Origin of the sequence: Methylocystis sp. H62 (genome assembly GCF_015709515.1) — a bacterium.
Lineage (GTDB): Bacteria > Pseudomonadota > Alphaproteobacteria > Rhizobiales > Beijerinckiaceae > Methylocystis.
The window spans coordinates 443,011-460,749 of sequence record NZ_JADNQZ010000059.1; the positions used below are offsets into that span (position 1 = coordinate 443,011).

Here is a 17,739-nt window from a genome sequence, read left to right on the forward strand (position 1 = left end):
GCTCACTTCTTCTCCTGCTCCGTCACCAGCGCGACCTTCTTGTAGCCGGCGCTAATGACAAGCGACATCACTTCGGCGACGCGGCCGTAGTTGACCGCCTTGGAGCCGCGCACATAGATGCGTTCGTCGAATCCCTGCTTCACGGCTTCCTTCAGCCTGTCGAGCAGCTGTGTCGTCTCGACCGGCTGATCCATCAGGAACACCTGTCCCTTCTCGTCGATGGCGATCGAGACCGGTTTCTGATCGATATTGAGCGCGCCGGCCTTGGTCTGCGGAAGATCGACGGCGACGCCGGTGGCGAGCAGCGGCGCCGCCACCATGAAGATGATGAGCAGCACCAGCATGACGTCGATGAACGGCGTCATGTTGATTTCGGCCATGGCGCCGTAGCGCGGCACGCCGCGTCGACGCCTGCCGCCCTTGCGTCCCGGGGTCGAGAGGGAAGCGCCCATGCGTGCTCCTTACGCCGCGCGGTCGCGGTTCGAGGACGCCGTGTGCTGGTCGATCTGACGCGACAGGATCGCGGAGAACTCGTCGGCGAAGCTTTCCATGCGCGCCTGCGCCTTGGCGACGTCGCCCTGCATCTTGTTGTAGGCGATGAGCGCCGGGATAGCGGCGAATAGACCGATCGCGGTGGCGAGCAGCGCTTCCGCGATGCCGGGCGCGACGACGGCGAGCGAGGTGTTTTTCGAGGCCGCGATCGAGCGGAACGACGTCATGATGCCCCACACGGTGCCGAAGAGGCCGACGAAGGGGCCGGCGGACGCCACGGTCGCGAGCACGAGCAGATTGGATTCAAGCTTCTCCACCTCGCGGGCGATGGAGACGTCGAGCACCTTCTCGATACGCGCCTGCAGGCCCATGAAGGAGGCGCTGGCGCCCGCCTGGAAGGAGCGCTTCCATTCCCGCATGGCGGCGACGAACAGCGTCGCCGTGCCGGTCTGTGGCCTCTCGGAGAGCTTGCCGTAAAGCTCCTCGAGCGAATTGCCCGACCAGAAGCTTTCTTCGAAGCGGTCCATCGCGCGGCGCATGCGCGAAAAGAGCAGCGTCTTGTCGATGATGATCGCCCAGCACCAGACCGAGGCGGCGAGCAGTCCGACCATGACGATCTTGACGACGATATGGGCGCCCCAGAACATGCTCCAGATCGTGATGTCGGCGGCTGGGGCGGCGAGAGGGCTCGCGGCGATCTCGGCTGGATTCATGATTTGTCCTTGAGTCGGCAGGCGCTCTGCGGCGGCTTGGCTGCGACGCCCGGTCTATCGCCCGCAATTTCGCCAATTGTTGGGCTGCGATGCGCCGCACAACAAACCATAGGGAGGACTGGTTAACAAGGTGTGAGGGTTAAGCAAAGCTTAGCCAAGCGGATGGGTTCTGGGGGCGGCTCAGTCATTCAGCCGCCAAATCCACCAGCCTTTGTGCTGATAGACAAGGGAAAATCGCGTCAGGGGCGAGGGCAGGGAGGTGGAGAACGGCAATAGCCGTGCAATCAGCCTGTCGCCGTCGCTCTTGCGCTGGAAATAATGCAGCCGCGTCGCGCCGCCCATCGGTTCGACGGCGAAGCCGCTTTCGATCTTTTGATCGCGCAGCCATTGTTGCGCGGATTTGATGAGGCCGTGCGAAACGCCGGTCGCGGCGAAGTCCTTATAGGCGATGGAGAGCTGTTGCGGCCGTGCAGCGGCGAGCATCCATGCGTCCGAAATGCGCATGGCGACATAGGCGGGCTTGCCGTCGGCGAGTTTTTTCAACGCCTCGCTCGCGCGCGCCTCATCGGAATCGAGCAACGCATCGATGAAACGCGTGAAGCTCTTCGCTAAAGTGGCCCCAACTCCCGCGCCCCATCGCGCGCGCTCCGCCGCCCCCGCAACCGACCAGGCGGCCGGCAACAGCAGTCCGCGCGCTTCTGCGTCGTCGAGCGGCGCGGCGCGCCCGGCGACAAGCCGGATCGCGCGCGACACGTCCCACCACGCCAGCACGACGGCGTCTTGCGGAACGTGTTCACGGATTGCGCTGAGCACCTTCGCCGTATCGCTCGCCGAAACGTCGGCGAAGAAGATCGGCTCCGTCACCTGATTGCGCCACGTGAGCGGCGTCAGCCGACCTGCGTCATCGCGGGCGACGACGCCGGTGGCGATAGGGCGGCGCTCGTCCTTCGCCGAGACCTCGATCTGCTGGAGGCGCTCGGGCGTGAGTCCCAAGCCTTCGACATCCTTCGCCGCTTCCGCCGAGATTGGCGCGAGCCGCGTTTCAAACGGCGCGGTGGGATTGAGCCCGGCGTAGATCGCCCAGCCGAGCAGGGCGAAGCCGAAGACGATGAGGGCGACGCCGACGATGAACCGAATGCGGGGAGTCATGTGCGCATAACTACCAGAGTTCCGATTGTTTCAGCACCGGATTGTCATTCCCGCGAAAGCGGGAATCCAGAGCAACAGCCGAATGTTTCGGAGAAGGCTCCCTGGATTCCCGGTCGCGCCTTCGCGCGCCAGGAATGACAGGCGAACCGTTTACCCGCCCTTGCGTTTGCGCATGAGCAGACCGGCGCCGGCAAGCACCGCCAGCAGTCCGAGGCCGCCCGCGAAGGCGCGGCCCGCCGGCGAGTCGAGATCGAGGTCGCCGCGCTTCTGGCCGGCGATGCGCTTCAGCTCGGCGCGGATTTCCGCGGCTTCGCGCAGCTTCGTGTCCTCGTCGTTGATCTTCGCCGCCGCGCCGATGAGCTGCGACCAGCCTTCGGTATAGGTGTAGCCGCCGGGGTTCATATGGGCGAGCCCCTTGTAATGCTTGATCTGATGATGCTCCCACATGTCGGCGAAGACATATTCGATGGCGCTCGGATTATTGCCCTTTTGCCAGAACAGCTGGAAGAAGCCGCCCGCGTCGTCCTTCTCGGGCGCCGGCGGCGCCGGACGGTTCGTCGTCTGACCCGGCAGCAGTTTGTCGTTGTAGAGCTTGACCAGGACACTCCGCGCCTGCTCGGTGATGTCGAGGCCGGAGACGATGCCCTTATCCATGCCGTCGAGATAGGCGCGCGCGAAGCTGTCGGAGTGACAGTTCGAGCAGGTCGATACCCACGATTCCTTGCGCTGCGTGAACCAGGGGTGGTTGAGGTTCTCGGCGATCTTCGGCATCGGCACGAAGGCCCAGCGCGACTTGCGCACCATGTTGTGCGTGAACTTGCCTTCATACTCCATGTGGCAGAAGGCGCAGGTCGGGGCGTTCATGTTGCCCTTTTCCATCGCGTCAGCGAGGCGCACGTTCCAGTCCCATGTGTCGCCGCGCGTCTGATAGATCGTGCCGTGCTTCGAAAGCATGTAGCCTTCAAATTCATTGTGATCGACGCCATTGTGGCAGATGGCGCAGGCCTGCGGCTTACGCGCTTGCACGGCCGAGAATTCGTGGCGCGTGTGGCAGGAGTTACACGTCGTCTGCGGCGTGTGGCAGAAGGTGCAGCCCTCCGCGACTTCGCGCTGCTCCATCGCCGCCCACACCGCGTTCTCGACATTGGCTTTCATTGACAGCGCGTGTGACGGATGGCCCGGCTTCCATTGATCCTGCGGCCAGGTGAAGGTGTCGCGCTCGGATTCGCGTTCGGAGAATTGCTGCACATGGCATTGTCCGCAGGCGGCCGCGTCGGGCATGCGCAATTCGGTCTGGTGCTGGCCGTGATCCTTGCCGACTCCCATATGGCAGTCGATACAGCCGACCTCCTTCAGCGCCTCGCCGTTCTTGAGCGTTCCCATCGAACGGAGGTTGTTCTCGACCTCCGTGATCATCGCCTTCTTATAGGCGCGCGCATCCGAGTCCGGCAGATTGCGGATCGCGTCGAGATTGCCATGCACGCTGCCCTTCCAGCTATGCGTCCAGCCGGGCGTCACTTGGCTGTGGCATTCGACGCATTGCCCGCGCTGCGCGTCGACGTCGATCGTCTGCGGCGGCTTATAGAAATCATGCGGGTTGAGATATTTCGAGATTGGGATCGGCTCCCAATATTTCGCGAACGAGCCTTTGCCGGCGCCCAGTGATTCGTCGTAGTAGCGCTTGGTCAGCGCATCGTAGAGCTCCTTGGGCGAGGCGGTCTTCGCAAGACCCAGCGCCTTGAAGGTTTCATCCGGCGTATCCGCAAGGGCCGGCGCGCAGAGGACAAAGGTCACGGCGAACGCTAGAATCAGCGCGAGGCGAGCCGCGTAATGAGAAACCCTTATTGAACTCAGCATGCTCCCCTCGCCCCTTCTGCGTCTGGCTGCATTGTCGGGGCCGAGGCGGCCAGAGGAAAGGACCACAGGCTTCTCCGCCAATGAGGCCACCCCCGGGTCGGCCCTATGGCTCGTCAAAACGCTTCCTGACGATACATGATGGTTTTCTGGAGAAGCCATGACGACGCGTTGGTTCCCCTCAGCTTTGAAGACCGCCGAGGCGCCGCCCGGCATGCGCATCTACGCGATCGGCGACGTTCACGGCCGCGCCGATCTTCTGCACGTTCTCGCCGAAGCGATCGCCGAAGATCTCGCGGCGCGCCGCTGCGAACAGGCCGTCACCGTCTTCGTCGGGGATTATGTCGACCACGGCCTTGGCGCTAACGGCGTGTTGAAGCGTCTGTGCTCCGGAGACTTTCCGACGCCGATCGTGACGCTGCGCGGCAACCATGAAGAAACGATGCTGCGCTTCATCAATGACGCGGCCGCGCTCGACGATTGGGTCAGCAGCGGCGCGCTGATGACGCTGCATTCCTATGGCGTCGACGCTGGCGAGGAGGTGGCGAAAGGCGGCGCCTCACAGGTTCGCGTGAAATTTCTTGCGCATTTCCCGGATGAACATCGCCGCTTCATTGAAGAAACGCGGCTGTGGGCGGAATATGGCGGCTATTTCTTTTGCCACGCCGGCATACGGCGCAGCGCGCCGCTGCATTTGCAGGCTCCCCACGATCTGATGAACATCCGCGAGGGTTTTCTCGACTGCGGCGAGTCCTTCGGCAAGGTGATCGTGCATGGGCATACGCCGCATGCCAACGTCGAGGATTTGCCGAACCGGATCAATCTCGACACGCATGCATTCAAGACCGGCGTGTTGACGGCGGTGGCGCTGGACGGCGCCGAGCGACGGTTTATTCAAACGGCGTGAGGCGTCACCCGACGCGCAGCTCGAAGGCGTTTTCGAGATGGCGCGGCAGCCGGCCCGGCGCAACGAAGATCGCGTCGGCGCGCAGCGTATAATTCATCGCCCAAGGATTCGCGGCGAGCCAGCGGCCCACAGCCTGCGAGAAGCGGCGTTGTTTCTGCGGCGTGATGGCGATGGCCGCGTTATCAAGATCGCCGCGCGCCTTCACTTCGACGAAGACGATGGTGAGGCCGCGCTTGGCGATAATGTCGATCTCGCCGCCATGCGCGCGAAAATTGCGCGCCAAGATTTGATAGAGCCGCGCCCGCAGCCACAGCGTCGCCGCCGTCTCGGCGCGAAGGCCGTAGACATAGGCGGCGCGGCGGGCGTCGTGCTTTGTCTCGCTCACAATGAAACGGGCGCGATCACTATGCCCCTCCCTGTCCCTCCCCATCTGAGCGGGAGAGGGGACCCTAACGACGCAGATTATGCGGTTTCATTGCAGGCACCCGAGTCGGACTCCCTCTCCCGCGGCAGCGGGGGAGGGTTGGGGAGGGGGCGCAAGCTCATCTTACTTCCCTCGTCCTGCCGCCAGCTCCAGCGCCCGCGCATAGACCTGGCGGCGCGGCTGGCCGGTCGCCGCCGAAACGACGCTCGCCGCGTCCTTCACCGAATGCGCCGTCAGCGCCTCTTCAATTTTGGCGTCGAGATCAACGGCTGCGGTCAGCGCCGCGTCCGCTCCCGGCGGGGCGACGAGCAGCACGATCTCACCCCTCGGCGGCTCCTCTTCGGCGAGCGTCGCCGCCAGCTCATCGAGCGTCCCGCGCCGCACCGATTCGAACATCTTGGTCAGTTCGCGGGCGATCGCCGCGTTGCGCTTGCCGAGAATCGCCGCGCAATCGGCGAGCGTTTCGGCCAGCCGCCGCGGGCTTTCGAAGAACACCAGCGTGCCGGGAATCGGCGCGAGTTCGGCGAGCCTTGCACGCCGCGGTCCGCTCTTGTGGGGGAGAAAGCCTTCGAAAAAGAAGCGGTCGGTCGGCAATCCGGCGACGACCAGCGCCGCCAGCACGGCGGAGGGGCCGGGCACCGACGTCACATGCACGCCTCTCTCGAGCGCCTCCTGGACGAGCCTGAAGCCCGGATCGGAGACGAGCGGGGTGCCGGCGTCGGAGACGAGGGCGAGCTTCGCTCCCGCCTCGAGGCGCGCCAGAAGGTGAGGGCGGATCACCCTGGCGTTGTGCTCGTGATAGGCGACGAGCGGCGTCGAAATCCCGTAATGGGCGAGCAGCGTCTTGGTGACCCTTGTGTCCTCGGCGACCACCGCATCCGCCGCGGCGAGGGTCGAGAGCGCGCGAAACGAGACGTCCTTCAGATTGCCGATCGGAGTCGCGACAAGGTGCAGGCCTGGCTCGATTCTCTCGGCTTCGGCGCGCAGGCCAAAGGCGGTGTAGCTCGCAGCAGGCGGAGAAATGGCCTCGATGGTCATGCGCGTCGCCGATCTTTGTTCGTTTTAAGATATTAGATGTTCGTTTAAGAGGACAAGCGCCAACTGCGCGCCAGCCGCAATTCCTCCAAATGGACCGTCTATTGACTTTCGGCTAGGGACTCGGACCCTTAGCGCGCAATAGCCGCGCCATGGCGAGAGCCCTCGGCGCCGCAGGGGGTTTTCATGTCGACATTGTCTTCTCGCTCGCGCGCCGGCGCGTTCACGCGCGGGGCCGTGACGATGCGCGCTGCGCTCGTCGGCCTTGCGGCCACGCTCGCCGCCTGCAGTCCCACGAGCGGGCCCTGGGCGCCTGGCGCGCGCGATCTAAAGCTCAGCGGCGCGACTCAGACCGCCCCGGCCGAAAGCGAGACGATCGGAACAGGCGCGGTGAAAATCGCGCTGATCGTGCCGCTGACGGGCCCATCAGGTCCGTCTTCCGTCGGCGCGTCGCTGCTCAACGCCGCAAAGCTCGCCTATGCCGACAGCGGCGCCAATGACGTGACGATCCTCGTCAAGGACGACCGCTCGACGCCGTCGGGCGCCGCCGCGGCGACTCAGGCCGCGATCAACGAGGGCGCCGAAGTCATTTTGGGGCCGGTGTTTGGCGCCGGCGTCAAGGAGGCCAGCCGCGTCGCGCGTTCCGCCAACAAGCCGATGATCGCCTTTTCGACGGACTCCTCGGCCGCCGGCCGCGGCAGCTATCTGCTGTCCTTCCCGGTCGAGGGCTATGTCGATCGGGGCGTCAGCTTCGCGTCGCAGCACGGCAAGAAATCGATCGCGGCGCTCGTTCCCGAAAACGACTATGGCACGCTGGCGATGGCGCAGTTTCAGCAGAGCGCCGCGACGTACGGCATTCGCGTGCCGGTCATCGAGCGCTACAAGCCGGGCGCGCCCGGCGAGTCCGTGAAGCGTCTGGCCGCCGCGCGCGATCAGTTCGACGCGCTGTTCATTCCCGAGCAGGCCGAGCAGATGCAGGCCGTTTCGAAAGAACTCGTGGCGAATGGCATCGATTCCAAGAAGGTGCAGATTTTCGGCACGGGCCTGTGGAACGATGCGCGCACGCTGAGCCTGCCGGCGCTGCAGGGCGCCTGGTTCACGGCCCCGGAGAACGCCGGCTTCAACGCTTTCGCGCAGCGCTACAAGGCCAAATACGGCTCCGATCCCGCGCGCGTCGCGACGCTCGCCTATGACGCCGTGTCGCTCGCGATCGCGCTGTCGCGCTCGCAAGGATCGCAGCGCTATTCGGAAAGCGTGCTGACCAACCCTTCCGGCTTCAACGGCGCCGACGGCGTCTTCCGCTTCAAGCCGGACGGCGGCAATGAACGGGGATTGTCGGTGCTGGAGATCGGCGGCGGTTCGGCGAAGATCATCTCGCCCGCGCCGCGCAATTTCACCGGCAACGGCGCGTAGCGGTTCGTTTCGCTCATCCTTCTCCACGCGCCATTCCGGCGCTCTAAGTATGAGTAAGCTCAGTCAGCATTCATTGATTTCTAGTGGAGGATATCATGGCGACCAACCGCACGAACGTCTATTCGCCCTCCGAGTTTCTGGAACGCCAAAGCGGCGATGCTTGTATGCTGCCGCTGACCGTCGTCGGCGTCTCGAAGCCCGGCGCGGACAAGAATTCCATTCTGTTCGCTCTGGATGTCGCGCGGGACGTCTGGATTAACGTGCCCATCGCGCTCGTCGAAAACGTCGAAGTTTTGGGAGACGCGAAATGCGGCGCGGACAGCTATCCGCATGTCCGCCTGCGCATGAAGGATCCGAGTTCGCCCGAAGGTCAGGCCTTCGCCGCCTTCTTCAAAGGGATGGAGACCGCACTTTTCGCGGTGATGCGCAAGGTGACGCCCATCTTGCAAGCGGCGGGAGAGGCGGGCCTGCGCGACGCGTGTCACGACTGCATTCATGCGTGCACGCTGATCGTTCTTCCGCCGGACGATCCCTTCGCGCAGATCACCTGCATGCTGAATTGCAGCGCCTGCCCCTGACAAGCGCTTAGAGCAGGTTCCGAAAAAGTTGACAGACTTTTTCGATGAGAACCTGCTCCAATTTGATTTCGAGCGATTTCTTGTCGATCACATGATTCGATGTGATCGATAAGCGCTTTAGGCGGTCGCGCTTTCGCCTGCGATCTTGCCGAAATCGGCGACGCCCATCATCACGCGGCGCAATTCGGCAAGCAGCCGCAACCGGTTCAACCGCAGATCGGCGTTGTCGGCGTTGACCGTCACATCGTCGAAGAAGACGTCGACCGGCTCGCGAAGTTTTGACAGCGCGCGCATGGCGCCGGCGAAGTCTTCCTTCGTAAGATGCTCCGCCGTTTCTTCGCGCGCGCGGGCGATGGCGGCGGCAAGTTTGTGCTCCTGCGGCTCGATGCGCAGGTTCGGCGCATGGCGATGCGCATAGGCGTCCGGCCCGTCCTTCTTCTCTTCGGCTTTCAGAATGTTGCTGGCGCGCTTATAGCCGGCGAGCAGGTTCCTGCCGTCGTCGGTTGAGAGGAATGTGTCGAGCGCCTCGACTTTACGCGTGATCATGAGCAGATCGTCCTGTAGCGGCGGATTCCCTTCTCCCGCTGGCGGGAGAAGGTGGTCCGGCGAAGCCGGATCGGATGAGGGCGATAACCCCTCACCCGGCTCGCTCCGCGAGCCACCCTCTCCCGCAAGGGGAGAGGGTAGGGCGCCAAGCGCCGCATCTATCAGATCGTGTCTGGCCCCCTTGTCGCGCAAGTAGACCTTCAGCCGATCGATAAAAAATTCGAGGAGGTCCGCCGCAACGTCATGCCCGGACTTGTTCCGGGCATCCACGCCGTCACGTTGCGCGTGGATGGCCGGGACAAGCCCGGCCATGACGCCGTGGAGCGGCAAGCGCAATCCATTCTCCAGCACGATCCTGATGACCCCCAACGCCGCTCTGCGCAGCGCGTAAGGGTCCTTGCTGCCCGTCGGCTTCTCATTGATCGCCCAAAACCCCACAAGCGTGTCGAGCTTGTCGGCGAGCGCCACGGCGATCGACACGGGATCGGTCGGGATGCGGTCGTTCGGCCCCTGCGGCTTGTAATGTTCCTCGATCGCCGCGGCGATGCTGGCGTCCTCGCCTTGCGCGCTGGCGTAATAGCGCCCCATCAGCCCCTGCAATTCGGGGAACTCGCCGACCATTTCGGAAACGAGATCGGCCTTGCACAAAGTCGCCGCGCGTTCGGCGAGAAAGCAGTCGGCGCCGACGATCGGCGCAAGCTCTTTCGCCAGCGCCGCGATCCGCTTCACGCGCTCGCCCTGCGTCCCGAGCTTTTCGTGAAAGACGATGGCGTCGAGCTTCGGCAGACGCTCTTCGAGCCTCGTCTTGAGATCGGTCTCGTAGAAGAATTTCGCGTCCGAGAGACGCGCGGCGATGACGCGCTCATTGCCGGCGACGACCGTCGCGCCGCCGTCGGAGGCTTCGATATTCGAGACGAGGATGAAGCGGTTCGTGAGGGCGTCGGCAGTCGGCAGTCGGTCTTCGGTCTTCGACGGCCGACCGCCGATCGCCGACTGCCGAAGCACGAAACATTTCTGATTCACGCGGATCGTCGCGCGAATGACTTCCGGCGGGATCGACAGAAAGCTCTCGTCAAACGCGCCCATGAGCGTCACCGGCCATTCGACAAGGCCCGCGACTTCATCGAGCAGGCCCGGGTCTTCGACAAGCTCCAGTCCTTGCGCGAAGGCGAGATCCTTTGCGTCATGCAGGATGATGTCGCGGCGGCGCGCTGGATCGATGACGACTTTGGCGCGCTCGAGCGAGAGCGCATAATCTTCGAAGCGCTTCACGCGAATGGGCTGCGGCGCCAGGAAGCGATGGCCGTGGGTCACATTGCCCGATGCGATTCCGTCGACCTCGAAACGGACGATATCGGGCGTTTCGGTCTCCGGTCCGAAGGTCGCGACAATGGCATGGAGCGGGCGCACCCAGCGCAGCGAATCCCCGCGCTCGGACGCCGCGCCCCAGCGCATCGACTTCGGCCAGGGAAAGCTCTTGACGATCGCCGGCAGAAGTTCAGCCAGAACGTCGATCGTCTCCGCGCCGGCGCGCTCGATGACGGCGAGATAAAACTCGGCGCCTTTCTTGTCCTTCGCGACCGTCGCCTGATCGAGCGAGGCGAGGCCGGCGCTCTTTAGAAAGCCGGCGACCGCCGCCTCCGGCGCGCCGACGCGCGGACCTTTGCGCTCTTCGCGCAGATCCGGCTGGCGCGACGGCAGGCCGACCACCTGTAGCGCGAGGCGGCGCGGCGTCGCATAGGCGACGGCGCCTTCATAGGTCAGGCCGCGATCGACGAGCGCATTGGTGACGAGCCGCTTCAGGTCGTCCGCCGCCTGCCGCTGCATGCGCGCCGGAATTTCTTCGGAGAAAAGTTCGAAAAGGAGATCAGACATTGCGCTTTAATGTTCTGCGCCTCATTCCCTCCGCCCGGTGCGGAAGACGTGCGCCTGGGTTACTCACCCTCCCCTTGAGGGGGAGGGTCGGACTGCGAAGCAGTCCGGGGTGGGGTGAAAGCAGCTTTCATTCGACGCTCGTACAGCGCGCCGCATATTGTGTCGAGCGCGCGTGGGGGTCGTCACCCCACCCCGCGCCTTCGGCGCGACCCTCCCCCTCAAGGGGAGGGTGGAGGCGGGCGCTTGTCGGAACTCTCTCAGGCGATTTCCTTGACCGCCGTCGTCGGCGCATCGAGGAGAAATTTCTCGACTTCGAGCGCCGCCATGCAGCCGAGCCCGGCCGCCGTGACCGCCTGACGATAGACCTCGTCGGCGACGTCGCCGGCGGCGTAGACGCCGGGCATGCTGGTGCGCGTCGATCCGGGCTCGACGGCGATGTAGCCGGACGGTTTGATCGTCAACTGGCCGCGGAACAGTTCGGACGCCGGAGAATGGCCGATGGCGACGAAGACGCCGTCCGCCGCAAGCGTGTGGACCGCGCCGGTCGCGACATTCTTGACCCTCGCCCCAGTGACGCTCAGCGGGTTTTCGTCGCCGACGATCTCGTCGATGACGTGATTGAAGAGAATCGAGACATTTTCCTGCGCCAGCAGGCGCTTCACCAAAACGCGCTCGCTGCGGAATTCATCGCGGCGGTGGATGATCGTCACCTGCGACGCGAGATTCGAAAGATACAGCGCTTCCTCGACGGCGGTGTTGCCGCCGCCGACGACAAGCACTTTCTTGCCGCGAAAGAAAAATCCGTCGCAGGTCGCGCAGGCGGAGACGCCGAAACCCTTGAACCTTTCCTCGCTCGGCAGTCCCAGCCATTTCGCCTTGGCGCCGGTGGCGATGATGAGCGAGTCGCATGTGTACGACTTGCCGGAATCCCCGGTGAGCCTGAAGGGCCGCTCGTCGAGATGGGCCTCGACGATATGATCTGAGACGAGCTTCGTCCCGACATGTTCGGCCTGCAGGCGCATCTGCTCCATGAGCCAGGGTCCCTGAATCGGCTCGGCGAATCCGGGATAGTTTTCGACCTCGGTGGTGATCATGAGCTGACCGCCCTGTTCGAAGCCGGCGATGAGCACCGGCTCGAGCAACGCGCGGGCGGCGTAGATCGCCGCCGTATAGCCGGCCGGGCCGGAGCCGATGATGATGACGCGCGCATGCTGCGGCATGAGGTGGCCTCGCGAGTGACGGAGCCCGCAATCTAGCCATTATCAGCGTCGCCGCAACCGCTCGGGCTGCGCCAATGCGCAACGCCCTCCCGATACCGGGGGCGCTTACCGCCGCGTGGAAGTCCGGCTTACCAGCCCCAACCGCCGTCGCCGCCCCAGCCCGGGCAGACGTTGATCCATTGGCGTCGCCAGCCCCAATGGGTCCACACCCTGCGGATCTGATAGCAGTCGCCATAGCCGGCGTTCGAGTATCCTGGCCAGTCCCCGCCCGAGCTCGAGGCGGGCAGGTCTGTGCGGTAATAGCTCCAGCCCCAAGGCTCGCCCCAGCCCACCGGCCGGCCCGGGCCGGCGCGACCGCCCCAACGGCCGGCCCAGTGGACGCCGGGCAGAACCGCGCCGCGGAAGCCGCCGCCGCCCCAGCCGAAGCCATGCCATCCGTCCCATCGCTGCGCCTGCGCGGCGCCGGAATGGGCCATCACGCCAATGAGCAGAGCGCCGGTCACAGCCGCCGCTTTAATTGATTTCGACATGTCCAGCTCCTCCCCAATGCAAAAACGCCCTCCCGAAATCGGAAGGGCGCTTGGCGTCAAAAGTTGACGCTCGAGGCCGCTTACCAACCCGAACCCCAACCGGTGTTCCAGCCTCCCCAGCCGCCTCCCCAGCCGCCGCAGACGTTCACCCACTGGGGCCGCCAGCCCCAATTGGTCCACACGTTGCGCAGCTGATAGCAGCCGCCGTAGCCGATGTTGGAATAATAGGACGAACCCCAACCCAGGCCGTATCCCGCTCCGATCAGGCCCGCGCCATACCACGGCCAGTAAGAACGCGCCCACGGGCGTCGCCAGCCCCAGCCGCCGCCCCAGCCGCCGACCACAGGTCTGCCCCAGCCGCCGCCGCGCCAGCCGCCGCCCCAGCCCGCGCCGCGCCAGCCGCCGCCCCAGCCGGGCCCGCGCCAGCCGCCGCCGCCCCAGCCGCCTCTAAAGCCTCCGCCGGGCAGAACCGCGCCACGGAAACCGCCGCCGAATCCGCCGCCCCTGAAGCCGCCAAGTCCGCCGCCGAAGCCGCCGCCCCCGAAGCCTCCGCCCCTGAACCCGCCACCGCCGAACCCGCCGCCGCCGAAGCCGCCACCGCCGAACCCTCCGCCTCGGCCGCCAAAGCCGCCCCTTTGCGCCTCAGCGATGTCCGTATGCGCCAGCAACCCGATAACCAACGCGGCCGTCGCGACCGCCGTTTTGATCGATTGAGACATTTTCCAGCTCCTGATCGTGGTCTCAACACTTTTGCTGGCGGGCGAAAAATTCATGCGCGGTCCTGGCGCGCTGAATATTCGCCGCCAACCCCGCCAACGTCACTAAATCGCGCGCGATGCGCGCACTTCAAGAAGTGCTGCGCTCTACGTTCGAGCAGGGCAAGGAGCGTCCCGCTGAAAATAGTTCTGGAGTGTTGCGCTTATGTCGCAGTCTTAAAAGACGCGTCTACGCAAAGCGGTCGCGTTGATCAAAGACAAGAATAAGCAGTAATGGAACAATATTGGTTCGAGTGCGGTTTCATAAACCTCTGAAGTGTTCGGCGGACGGCGTGGTGACGCTTCTGATCTCGCCATTGTTTGGTCACGAGCGATTTCTATTGGCGAGAGATCTGTGGAGTCGCCCAGCGTAGGAGCATGTTGTGAAAAAACATATGTCGGGAGTTCTGGCCCTCGGGCTCGCGAGCCTATTCGCGTCGACCGCGGCGCAAGCGGGCGAGTGGGTCGGCCAGGCGTCCTATTACGCGCACAGGGGGCGCACGGCGAGCGGCGCGCATGTCGGCGCGCTTACGGCCGCCCATCGGACATTGCCGTTCGGATCGAAGGTGCGGGTGACCAATTTGCATAACAATCGTTCGGTCGTCGTCACGGTGAACGATCGCGGACCTTTCACGCGGGGGCGGGTGATCGACGTTTCCGTCGCGGCCGCCGACAGCCTCGGCTTCAGATCGGCGGGCGTGGCGCATGTCAAGGTAGAGCAGGTCGCCAACTAATATCGCCACCAGAATGCGCTGATCAGACCGTGCTCGGCGGGCGAGTTGACGCCCCCGATCGCGGCGATCGCGCCGATCTGCAACGAGAGGGACGCGGTCACGTCATAGACCGCGCTCAGCTGAAATTTCTGTGCGGCGATGACGCCCGCCGGGCCGCCACTCGGCGCAAAGCCGGAGAAACTTTGGGCGAGAACCAGGATGGCGGGTAGGGGACGCAGGCCGGCGGTGAGGTCGGCGCGGATCTCGTCGCCATTCTGTCCGCGCGACCGATAACCCAGCTGGGCGTCGACGAAGGCGGGAAAGCCAAAAAGCTCGAAGGGCCGGCCGACGAGCAGCCGCAGGTCGGCCTGCACGGGATCGCGCATGTCGAGGAACCGCCGCGCGGCCGGGGAGGCCGCCCGCACGCCCGCCTGCAGCGAGACGATGTAATCGCCCCAGGTGAAGAGCAGCGTCCGCGCGCCCAGCGCGCCTAGCCCGAGGCCTTCATAGCGCGCGCCCGGTGGGCCTTGGAGCGACAGCGGCAGGCCGGCCTTGGCTTCCTCGACGAGCAGGTTGAGGTGGTCGTATGGCCCGGCAGCGCCGGAGAAATTCATATAGCCGCCTTCGGCGACGATCGTCAGCCAGTCAAAAAGGCCATGCTCGACGTATAGGCGCGTCTCGAACTTGCGATAGGAGGGCGTTTGGATCAGTCGGCCGTTGGCGTCATAGGCTTTGCGCGCGTCGGCGAAGGTCGTGGTGACGATCGCCTGTCCCTCTCCGGGCGGCATGAGCCACGCGCCAGCGAAGGCCGACTGCGCCGCAACGACCCAAAAGCAAAAAACAATAAAAACCGCCAAGACACGCAAGGCGACACGCATGGCGTCACGCACAGGAACCCGCCCGCCGCCGATCCGCCGCAGGCCTTACAATGCGATGCTAGAAGCGATCCGAGCTGTTGACAACCGACAGTCGCGCTTATGCTCCCACATGCGCATGAACGTCGCGGCCGCCGTGGCGCTGCATGATCTCCATCGCCGCGCGTTCGCGCTCGTCGTTCCAGACGCGGGCCCAAAGCAGCAGTCCGCCATGCTTCAATTGCGACTGCGCCCATTTGGTCTGACGGTCGCCGACGAGCTTGGAAACCAGCAGACCCAAAACCCCGGCGGCGCCGCCGGTCAACAGTCCAACCGCGATCGCGCTCGTCAGCGACAGGCCCCAGGCAAGGGCGACTCCGGCGCCAATGAAGACGCCGACGTAGAACAGCACGCCGACGATCGAGGCCTTGCCGATATTGAGCGACTCGTTGTCGATGTATGGCGTGCGCGGCGCTCTGGGACTGTCTTCAAGCGCGTCGGCGCTCACGTCCGTGTCGCCGAGCTTTTGGCGCACTGTGTCCTCTTCGGCGAGTAGGCTGATCTCCGAGCGGTCGAAACCGCCCGTGAGAAGATCGTCGATCGCAGACTGCAGCGTGTCGACGGTGTCGAACAGGCCGACGACCTCGCGCAGCTCATGGCGTTCTTCGGGCGTGGTGACTCTCTTCGCGTCCATGTTTTTGCTCCTGCACGGCGATTTTGGCGCGCGGCCGCGCTCTTGATTAAACAGAGCGGCGCGGCCGGTCTTCAAGAGGCGGCGGGCAGGGAAAAATCATGGGGGAGGCTCCGAAGAGCGGGGGCGGCCAGAGCGGGGCGGCGCTGCCGACGCACGCATGGTTGGGGGCCTTGGCTTGCGCAGCGCGCGTGGCGGCGCGCGCGCGGGAGTGACAGAGTGGCTAAGCGGCGCGGCGGTGCGGCGCGCCGCCGAAAAATTCCAGATAGCGCGCGTCGATCTCTGCGACCGGCATCACCACGAAAACATCCGTCGTGTTGAATTTGCGGTCGACGACGGCGCCGTCGCCAAAACGCGCGCCCAGCCGCAGATAGCCTTTGATCAGCGGCGAGAGCGCGTCGCGCGCCTTGCGCGCATCGAACGCGTCGCGCGCCAGTATTCGCATTGATGTATGCAGCTCGTCTCGCGCGCTGACGCGCCACGCCTCTTCCGCCGGCGCGTAATGCGCCAGATAGCTCAACGCCTGCGCATGGGCGAGCGGATTGGCGCCGTGCAGGCTCGCGCAGCCGAACATCACGTCGATGTCGTGCGCCCGCACATAGGCGAGAAGCCCGCGCCACAGGAGTTCGATCGTCCGCTTGCTGCGATAGGGCGCGAGCACGCAGGAGCGCCCGAGTTCCAGCGCGCGCTTGCCGGCGTGGCGCACGAGAAGCGGCCCGACGTCATATTCGCTTTCGGAATAAAAGCCGCCGGCCTTCTTCGCCATGTCGTCGCGCATCAATCGATAGGCGCCGACGATCTTCGGCCTGATCTTGCCGCGCCGTGTCTGCGCCGCGTGATCGATGACAATGAGATGATCGCAATATTTGTCGAACCGGTCGGCGTCACGGCGGGTGAAGGCCGTGCGCGCGTCAGGAATGGCGCCGCCTTCCTTGTAGAAGACGTCGTAACGCAGCCGCTGCGCCTTGCGCACTTCCCTCTTGCCGCGCGCCAGCCGCACTTCGAGCGCGCCGAGACGGCCGAGCGTTTCACTGAGCGTTTTCTTGGCCGCTTTCGGTTTTTTTGCATCCGCTTGCGGAAAATTGACGAGGGCGAAGATCGTCTGACCGAAATCCGCGTTGACCGTCCACATGTGCGACTCGCTCCGCTGCGATCTCCCCGCTTGAAGATCACGAGGAGGCGAAGCTTTTGTGACGCGAGAATTGCTGCTGTGACGCACCAGTTGCGGTTTACACTTGAACGTCTCGCTCCAGGAGTCCGAATGTTCACATCACATTTGACCGTCAGCGCGGCGATCTGCGCTTTTGTTTTCGCAACGGTCGCGGCGCAGGCGGAGCCGCTCCCTTCGCTCGGATGTTACGCGCGCGCCTATGACACGGCGCATCTATCCGCCCATAAAAAGCAGATCGTCGACAAAGCGTGGCTGTCGATCGAGACGCGAAAAGACACGCCGCCCTATCCGTTTTCGGCGACGCTGCAATTTTCGACCAAGGGGCGCGGCAAGGCGACCTTCTCCACCTTCGGCGCCTGCAAGGAGGACCGCGGCGGCCTTTTGTGCAACGCATCGCTCTCCGCCGAGGAAACGGACCGCTGCAAGGCCAAGAACGACGGCGTGCATCATTGCCGGATCGGCTACAGCGAGTCCGGCGCGTTCCGGCTCGCCGCGCAGCCCGAGGGCGTGCGCGTGAGCGTCGTCGAGCGGTTGGAAATGCCGGGGCCTGATGCGGGCGGGCGCTCCAGCTATCTCTATCTGAGCCCCGACAATGCGGAGAACCACGCCTTTTTGCTCCAGCCCGCGGACGCGAAAGCCTGCCAGTAGCGGCGGAGGACAGTCCTCCTCGAGCGATTAGGAGCTATCTGCAGTATGCGCGTAAGAGCCGAGCCCGTTTCTGAAGGCGGGCAGTCCTCGTCCTTCGAGACGCCGCCTCGATCTCGGGCCTGCCCGAGATCGACATTAAATTCACAAGTCGGGTAAACCCGACTTGCGGGC

General features: G+C 64.6%; 18 protein-coding genes. 5 read left to right on the top strand and 13 right to left on the bottom strand.

Going from position 1 to position 17,739, the window contains the following annotated elements; translation table 11 throughout:
* Positions 1–2: 2 nt before the first annotated feature.
* The 4 genes from IYY11_RS21520 to IYY11_RS21535 all read right to left on the bottom strand — a co-directional run bounded on the left by IYY11_RS21520 (position 3) and on the right by IYY11_RS21535 (position 4,148).
* Positions 3–452, bottom strand: a complete 450-nt coding sequence (locus IYY11_RS21520) for an ExbD/TolR family protein (protein ID WP_123175466.1) — start codon at positions 450–452, stop codon at positions 3–5.
* Between the two features lie 9 nt (positions 453–461).
* Entirely contained in the window at positions 462–1,205 is a 744-nt protein-coding gene (tolQ, locus tag IYY11_RS21525) for a protein TolQ (protein WP_196405751.1), read from the bottom strand.
* Between the two features lie 180 nt (positions 1,206–1,385).
* Positions 1,386–2,354 (bottom strand): hydroxylamine oxidation protein HaoB, encoded by a 969-nt coding sequence (gene haoB / locus IYY11_RS21530; protein WP_196405752.1) that lies wholly within the window; start codon positions 2,352–2,354, stop codon positions 1,386–1,388.
* Positions 2,355–2,504: 150 nt separating this feature from the next.
* On the bottom strand, positions 2,505–4,148 hold the full coding sequence (locus IYY11_RS21535) for a multiheme c-type cytochrome (RefSeq protein WP_312029761.1): 1,644 nt from the start codon (positions 4,146–4,148) through the stop codon (positions 2,505–2,507).
* Between the two features lie 220 nt (positions 4,149–4,368).
* Here IYY11_RS21535 and IYY11_RS21540 point away from each other — a divergent pair, with 220 nt between their 5' ends.
* Complete coding sequence (locus IYY11_RS21540; RefSeq protein WP_196405754.1) at positions 4,369–5,115, top strand: metallophosphoesterase; 747 nt, start codon at positions 4,369–4,371, stop codon at positions 5,113–5,115.
* Between the two features lie 4 nt (positions 5,116–5,119).
* Here the strand turns inward: IYY11_RS21540 and IYY11_RS21545 are convergent, their stop codons facing one another.
* Together IYY11_RS21545 and rsmI are read right to left on the bottom strand one after the other, a co-directional pair.
* Entirely contained in the window at positions 5,120–5,500 is a 381-nt protein-coding gene (locus IYY11_RS21545) for a YraN family protein (RefSeq protein WP_196405755.1), read from the bottom strand.
* Positions 5,501–5,662: 162 nt separating this feature from the next.
* The gene (gene rsmI / locus IYY11_RS21550; protein ID WP_196405756.1) at positions 5,663–6,577 is read right to left on the bottom strand and encodes a 16S rRNA (cytidine(1402)-2'-O)-methyltransferase; all 915 of its coding nucleotides are present in this window, start codon (positions 6,575–6,577) and stop codon (positions 5,663–5,665) included.
* A 183-nt stretch (positions 6,578–6,760) separates the two neighbouring features.
* Here rsmI and IYY11_RS21555 point away from each other — a divergent pair, with 183 nt between their 5' ends.
* Together IYY11_RS21555 and IYY11_RS21560 are read left to right on the top strand one after the other, a co-directional pair.
* On the top strand, positions 6,761–7,987 hold the full coding sequence (locus tag IYY11_RS21555; RefSeq protein ID WP_196405757.1) for a penicillin-binding protein activator: 1,227 nt from the start codon (positions 6,761–6,763) through the stop codon (positions 7,985–7,987).
* Between the two features lie 95 nt (positions 7,988–8,082).
* Positions 8,083–8,565: a hypothetical protein gene (locus tag IYY11_RS21560; protein ID WP_196405758.1), complete on the top strand. Its 483-nt coding sequence runs from the start codon at positions 8,083–8,085 to the stop codon at positions 8,563–8,565.
* 117 nt (positions 8,566–8,682) lie between these two features.
* On the opposite strand, the gene glyS is transcribed toward IYY11_RS21560, so the two are convergent.
* The 4 genes from glyS to IYY11_RS21580 form a co-directional block, all read right to left on the bottom strand.
* Positions 8,683–10,986 (bottom strand): glycine--tRNA ligase subunit beta, encoded by a 2,304-nt coding sequence (gene glyS / locus IYY11_RS21565; RefSeq protein WP_196405759.1) that lies wholly within the window; start codon positions 10,984–10,986, stop codon positions 8,683–8,685.
* Positions 10,987–11,243: 257 nt separating this feature from the next.
* On the bottom strand, positions 11,244–12,206 hold the full coding sequence (trxB, locus tag IYY11_RS21570; RefSeq protein ID WP_196405760.1) for a thioredoxin-disulfide reductase: 963 nt from the start codon (positions 12,204–12,206) through the stop codon (positions 11,244–11,246).
* 128 nt (positions 12,207–12,334) lie between these two features.
* The gene (locus IYY11_RS21575; protein WP_196405761.1) at positions 12,335–12,736 is read right to left on the bottom strand and encodes a hypothetical protein; all 402 of its coding nucleotides are present in this window, start codon (positions 12,734–12,736) and stop codon (positions 12,335–12,337) included.
* An 80-nt stretch (positions 12,737–12,816) separates the two neighbouring features.
* Positions 12,817–13,455, bottom strand: a complete 639-nt coding sequence (locus IYY11_RS21580; protein WP_196405762.1) for a hypothetical protein — start codon at positions 13,453–13,455, stop codon at positions 12,817–12,819.
* Positions 13,456–13,874: 419 nt separating this feature from the next.
* On the opposite strand from IYY11_RS21580, the gene IYY11_RS21585 reads away from it, so the two are divergent.
* Complete coding sequence (locus IYY11_RS21585) at positions 13,875–14,225, top strand: septal ring lytic transglycosylase RlpA family protein (RefSeq protein ID WP_196405763.1); 351 nt, start codon at positions 13,875–13,877, stop codon at positions 14,223–14,225.
* On the opposite strand, the gene IYY11_RS21590 is transcribed toward IYY11_RS21585, so the two are convergent.
* The 3 genes from IYY11_RS21590 to IYY11_RS21600 form a co-directional block, all read right to left on the bottom strand.
* Positions 14,222–15,094, bottom strand: coding sequence for a hypothetical protein (locus IYY11_RS21590; protein ID WP_312029762.1), 873 nt, complete (start codon positions 15,092–15,094; stop codon positions 14,222–14,224). The genes IYY11_RS21585 and IYY11_RS21590 overlap by 4 nt on opposite strands.
* Before the next feature lie 85 nt (positions 15,095–15,179).
* On the bottom strand, positions 15,180–15,752 hold the full coding sequence (locus IYY11_RS21595; RefSeq protein WP_196405764.1) for a hypothetical protein: 573 nt from the start codon (positions 15,750–15,752) through the stop codon (positions 15,180–15,182).
* 220 nt (positions 15,753–15,972) lie between these two features.
* On the bottom strand, positions 15,973–16,881 hold the full coding sequence (locus tag IYY11_RS21600) for a GNAT family N-acetyltransferase (RefSeq protein WP_196405765.1): 909 nt from the start codon (positions 16,879–16,881) through the stop codon (positions 15,973–15,975).
* 129 nt (positions 16,882–17,010) lie between these two features.
* Here IYY11_RS21600 and IYY11_RS21605 point away from each other — a divergent pair, with 129 nt between their 5' ends.
* On the top strand, positions 17,011–17,568 hold the full coding sequence (locus IYY11_RS21605; RefSeq protein WP_196405766.1) for a hypothetical protein: 558 nt from the start codon (positions 17,011–17,013) through the stop codon (positions 17,566–17,568).
* Positions 17,569–17,739 lie beyond the last annotated feature (171 nt).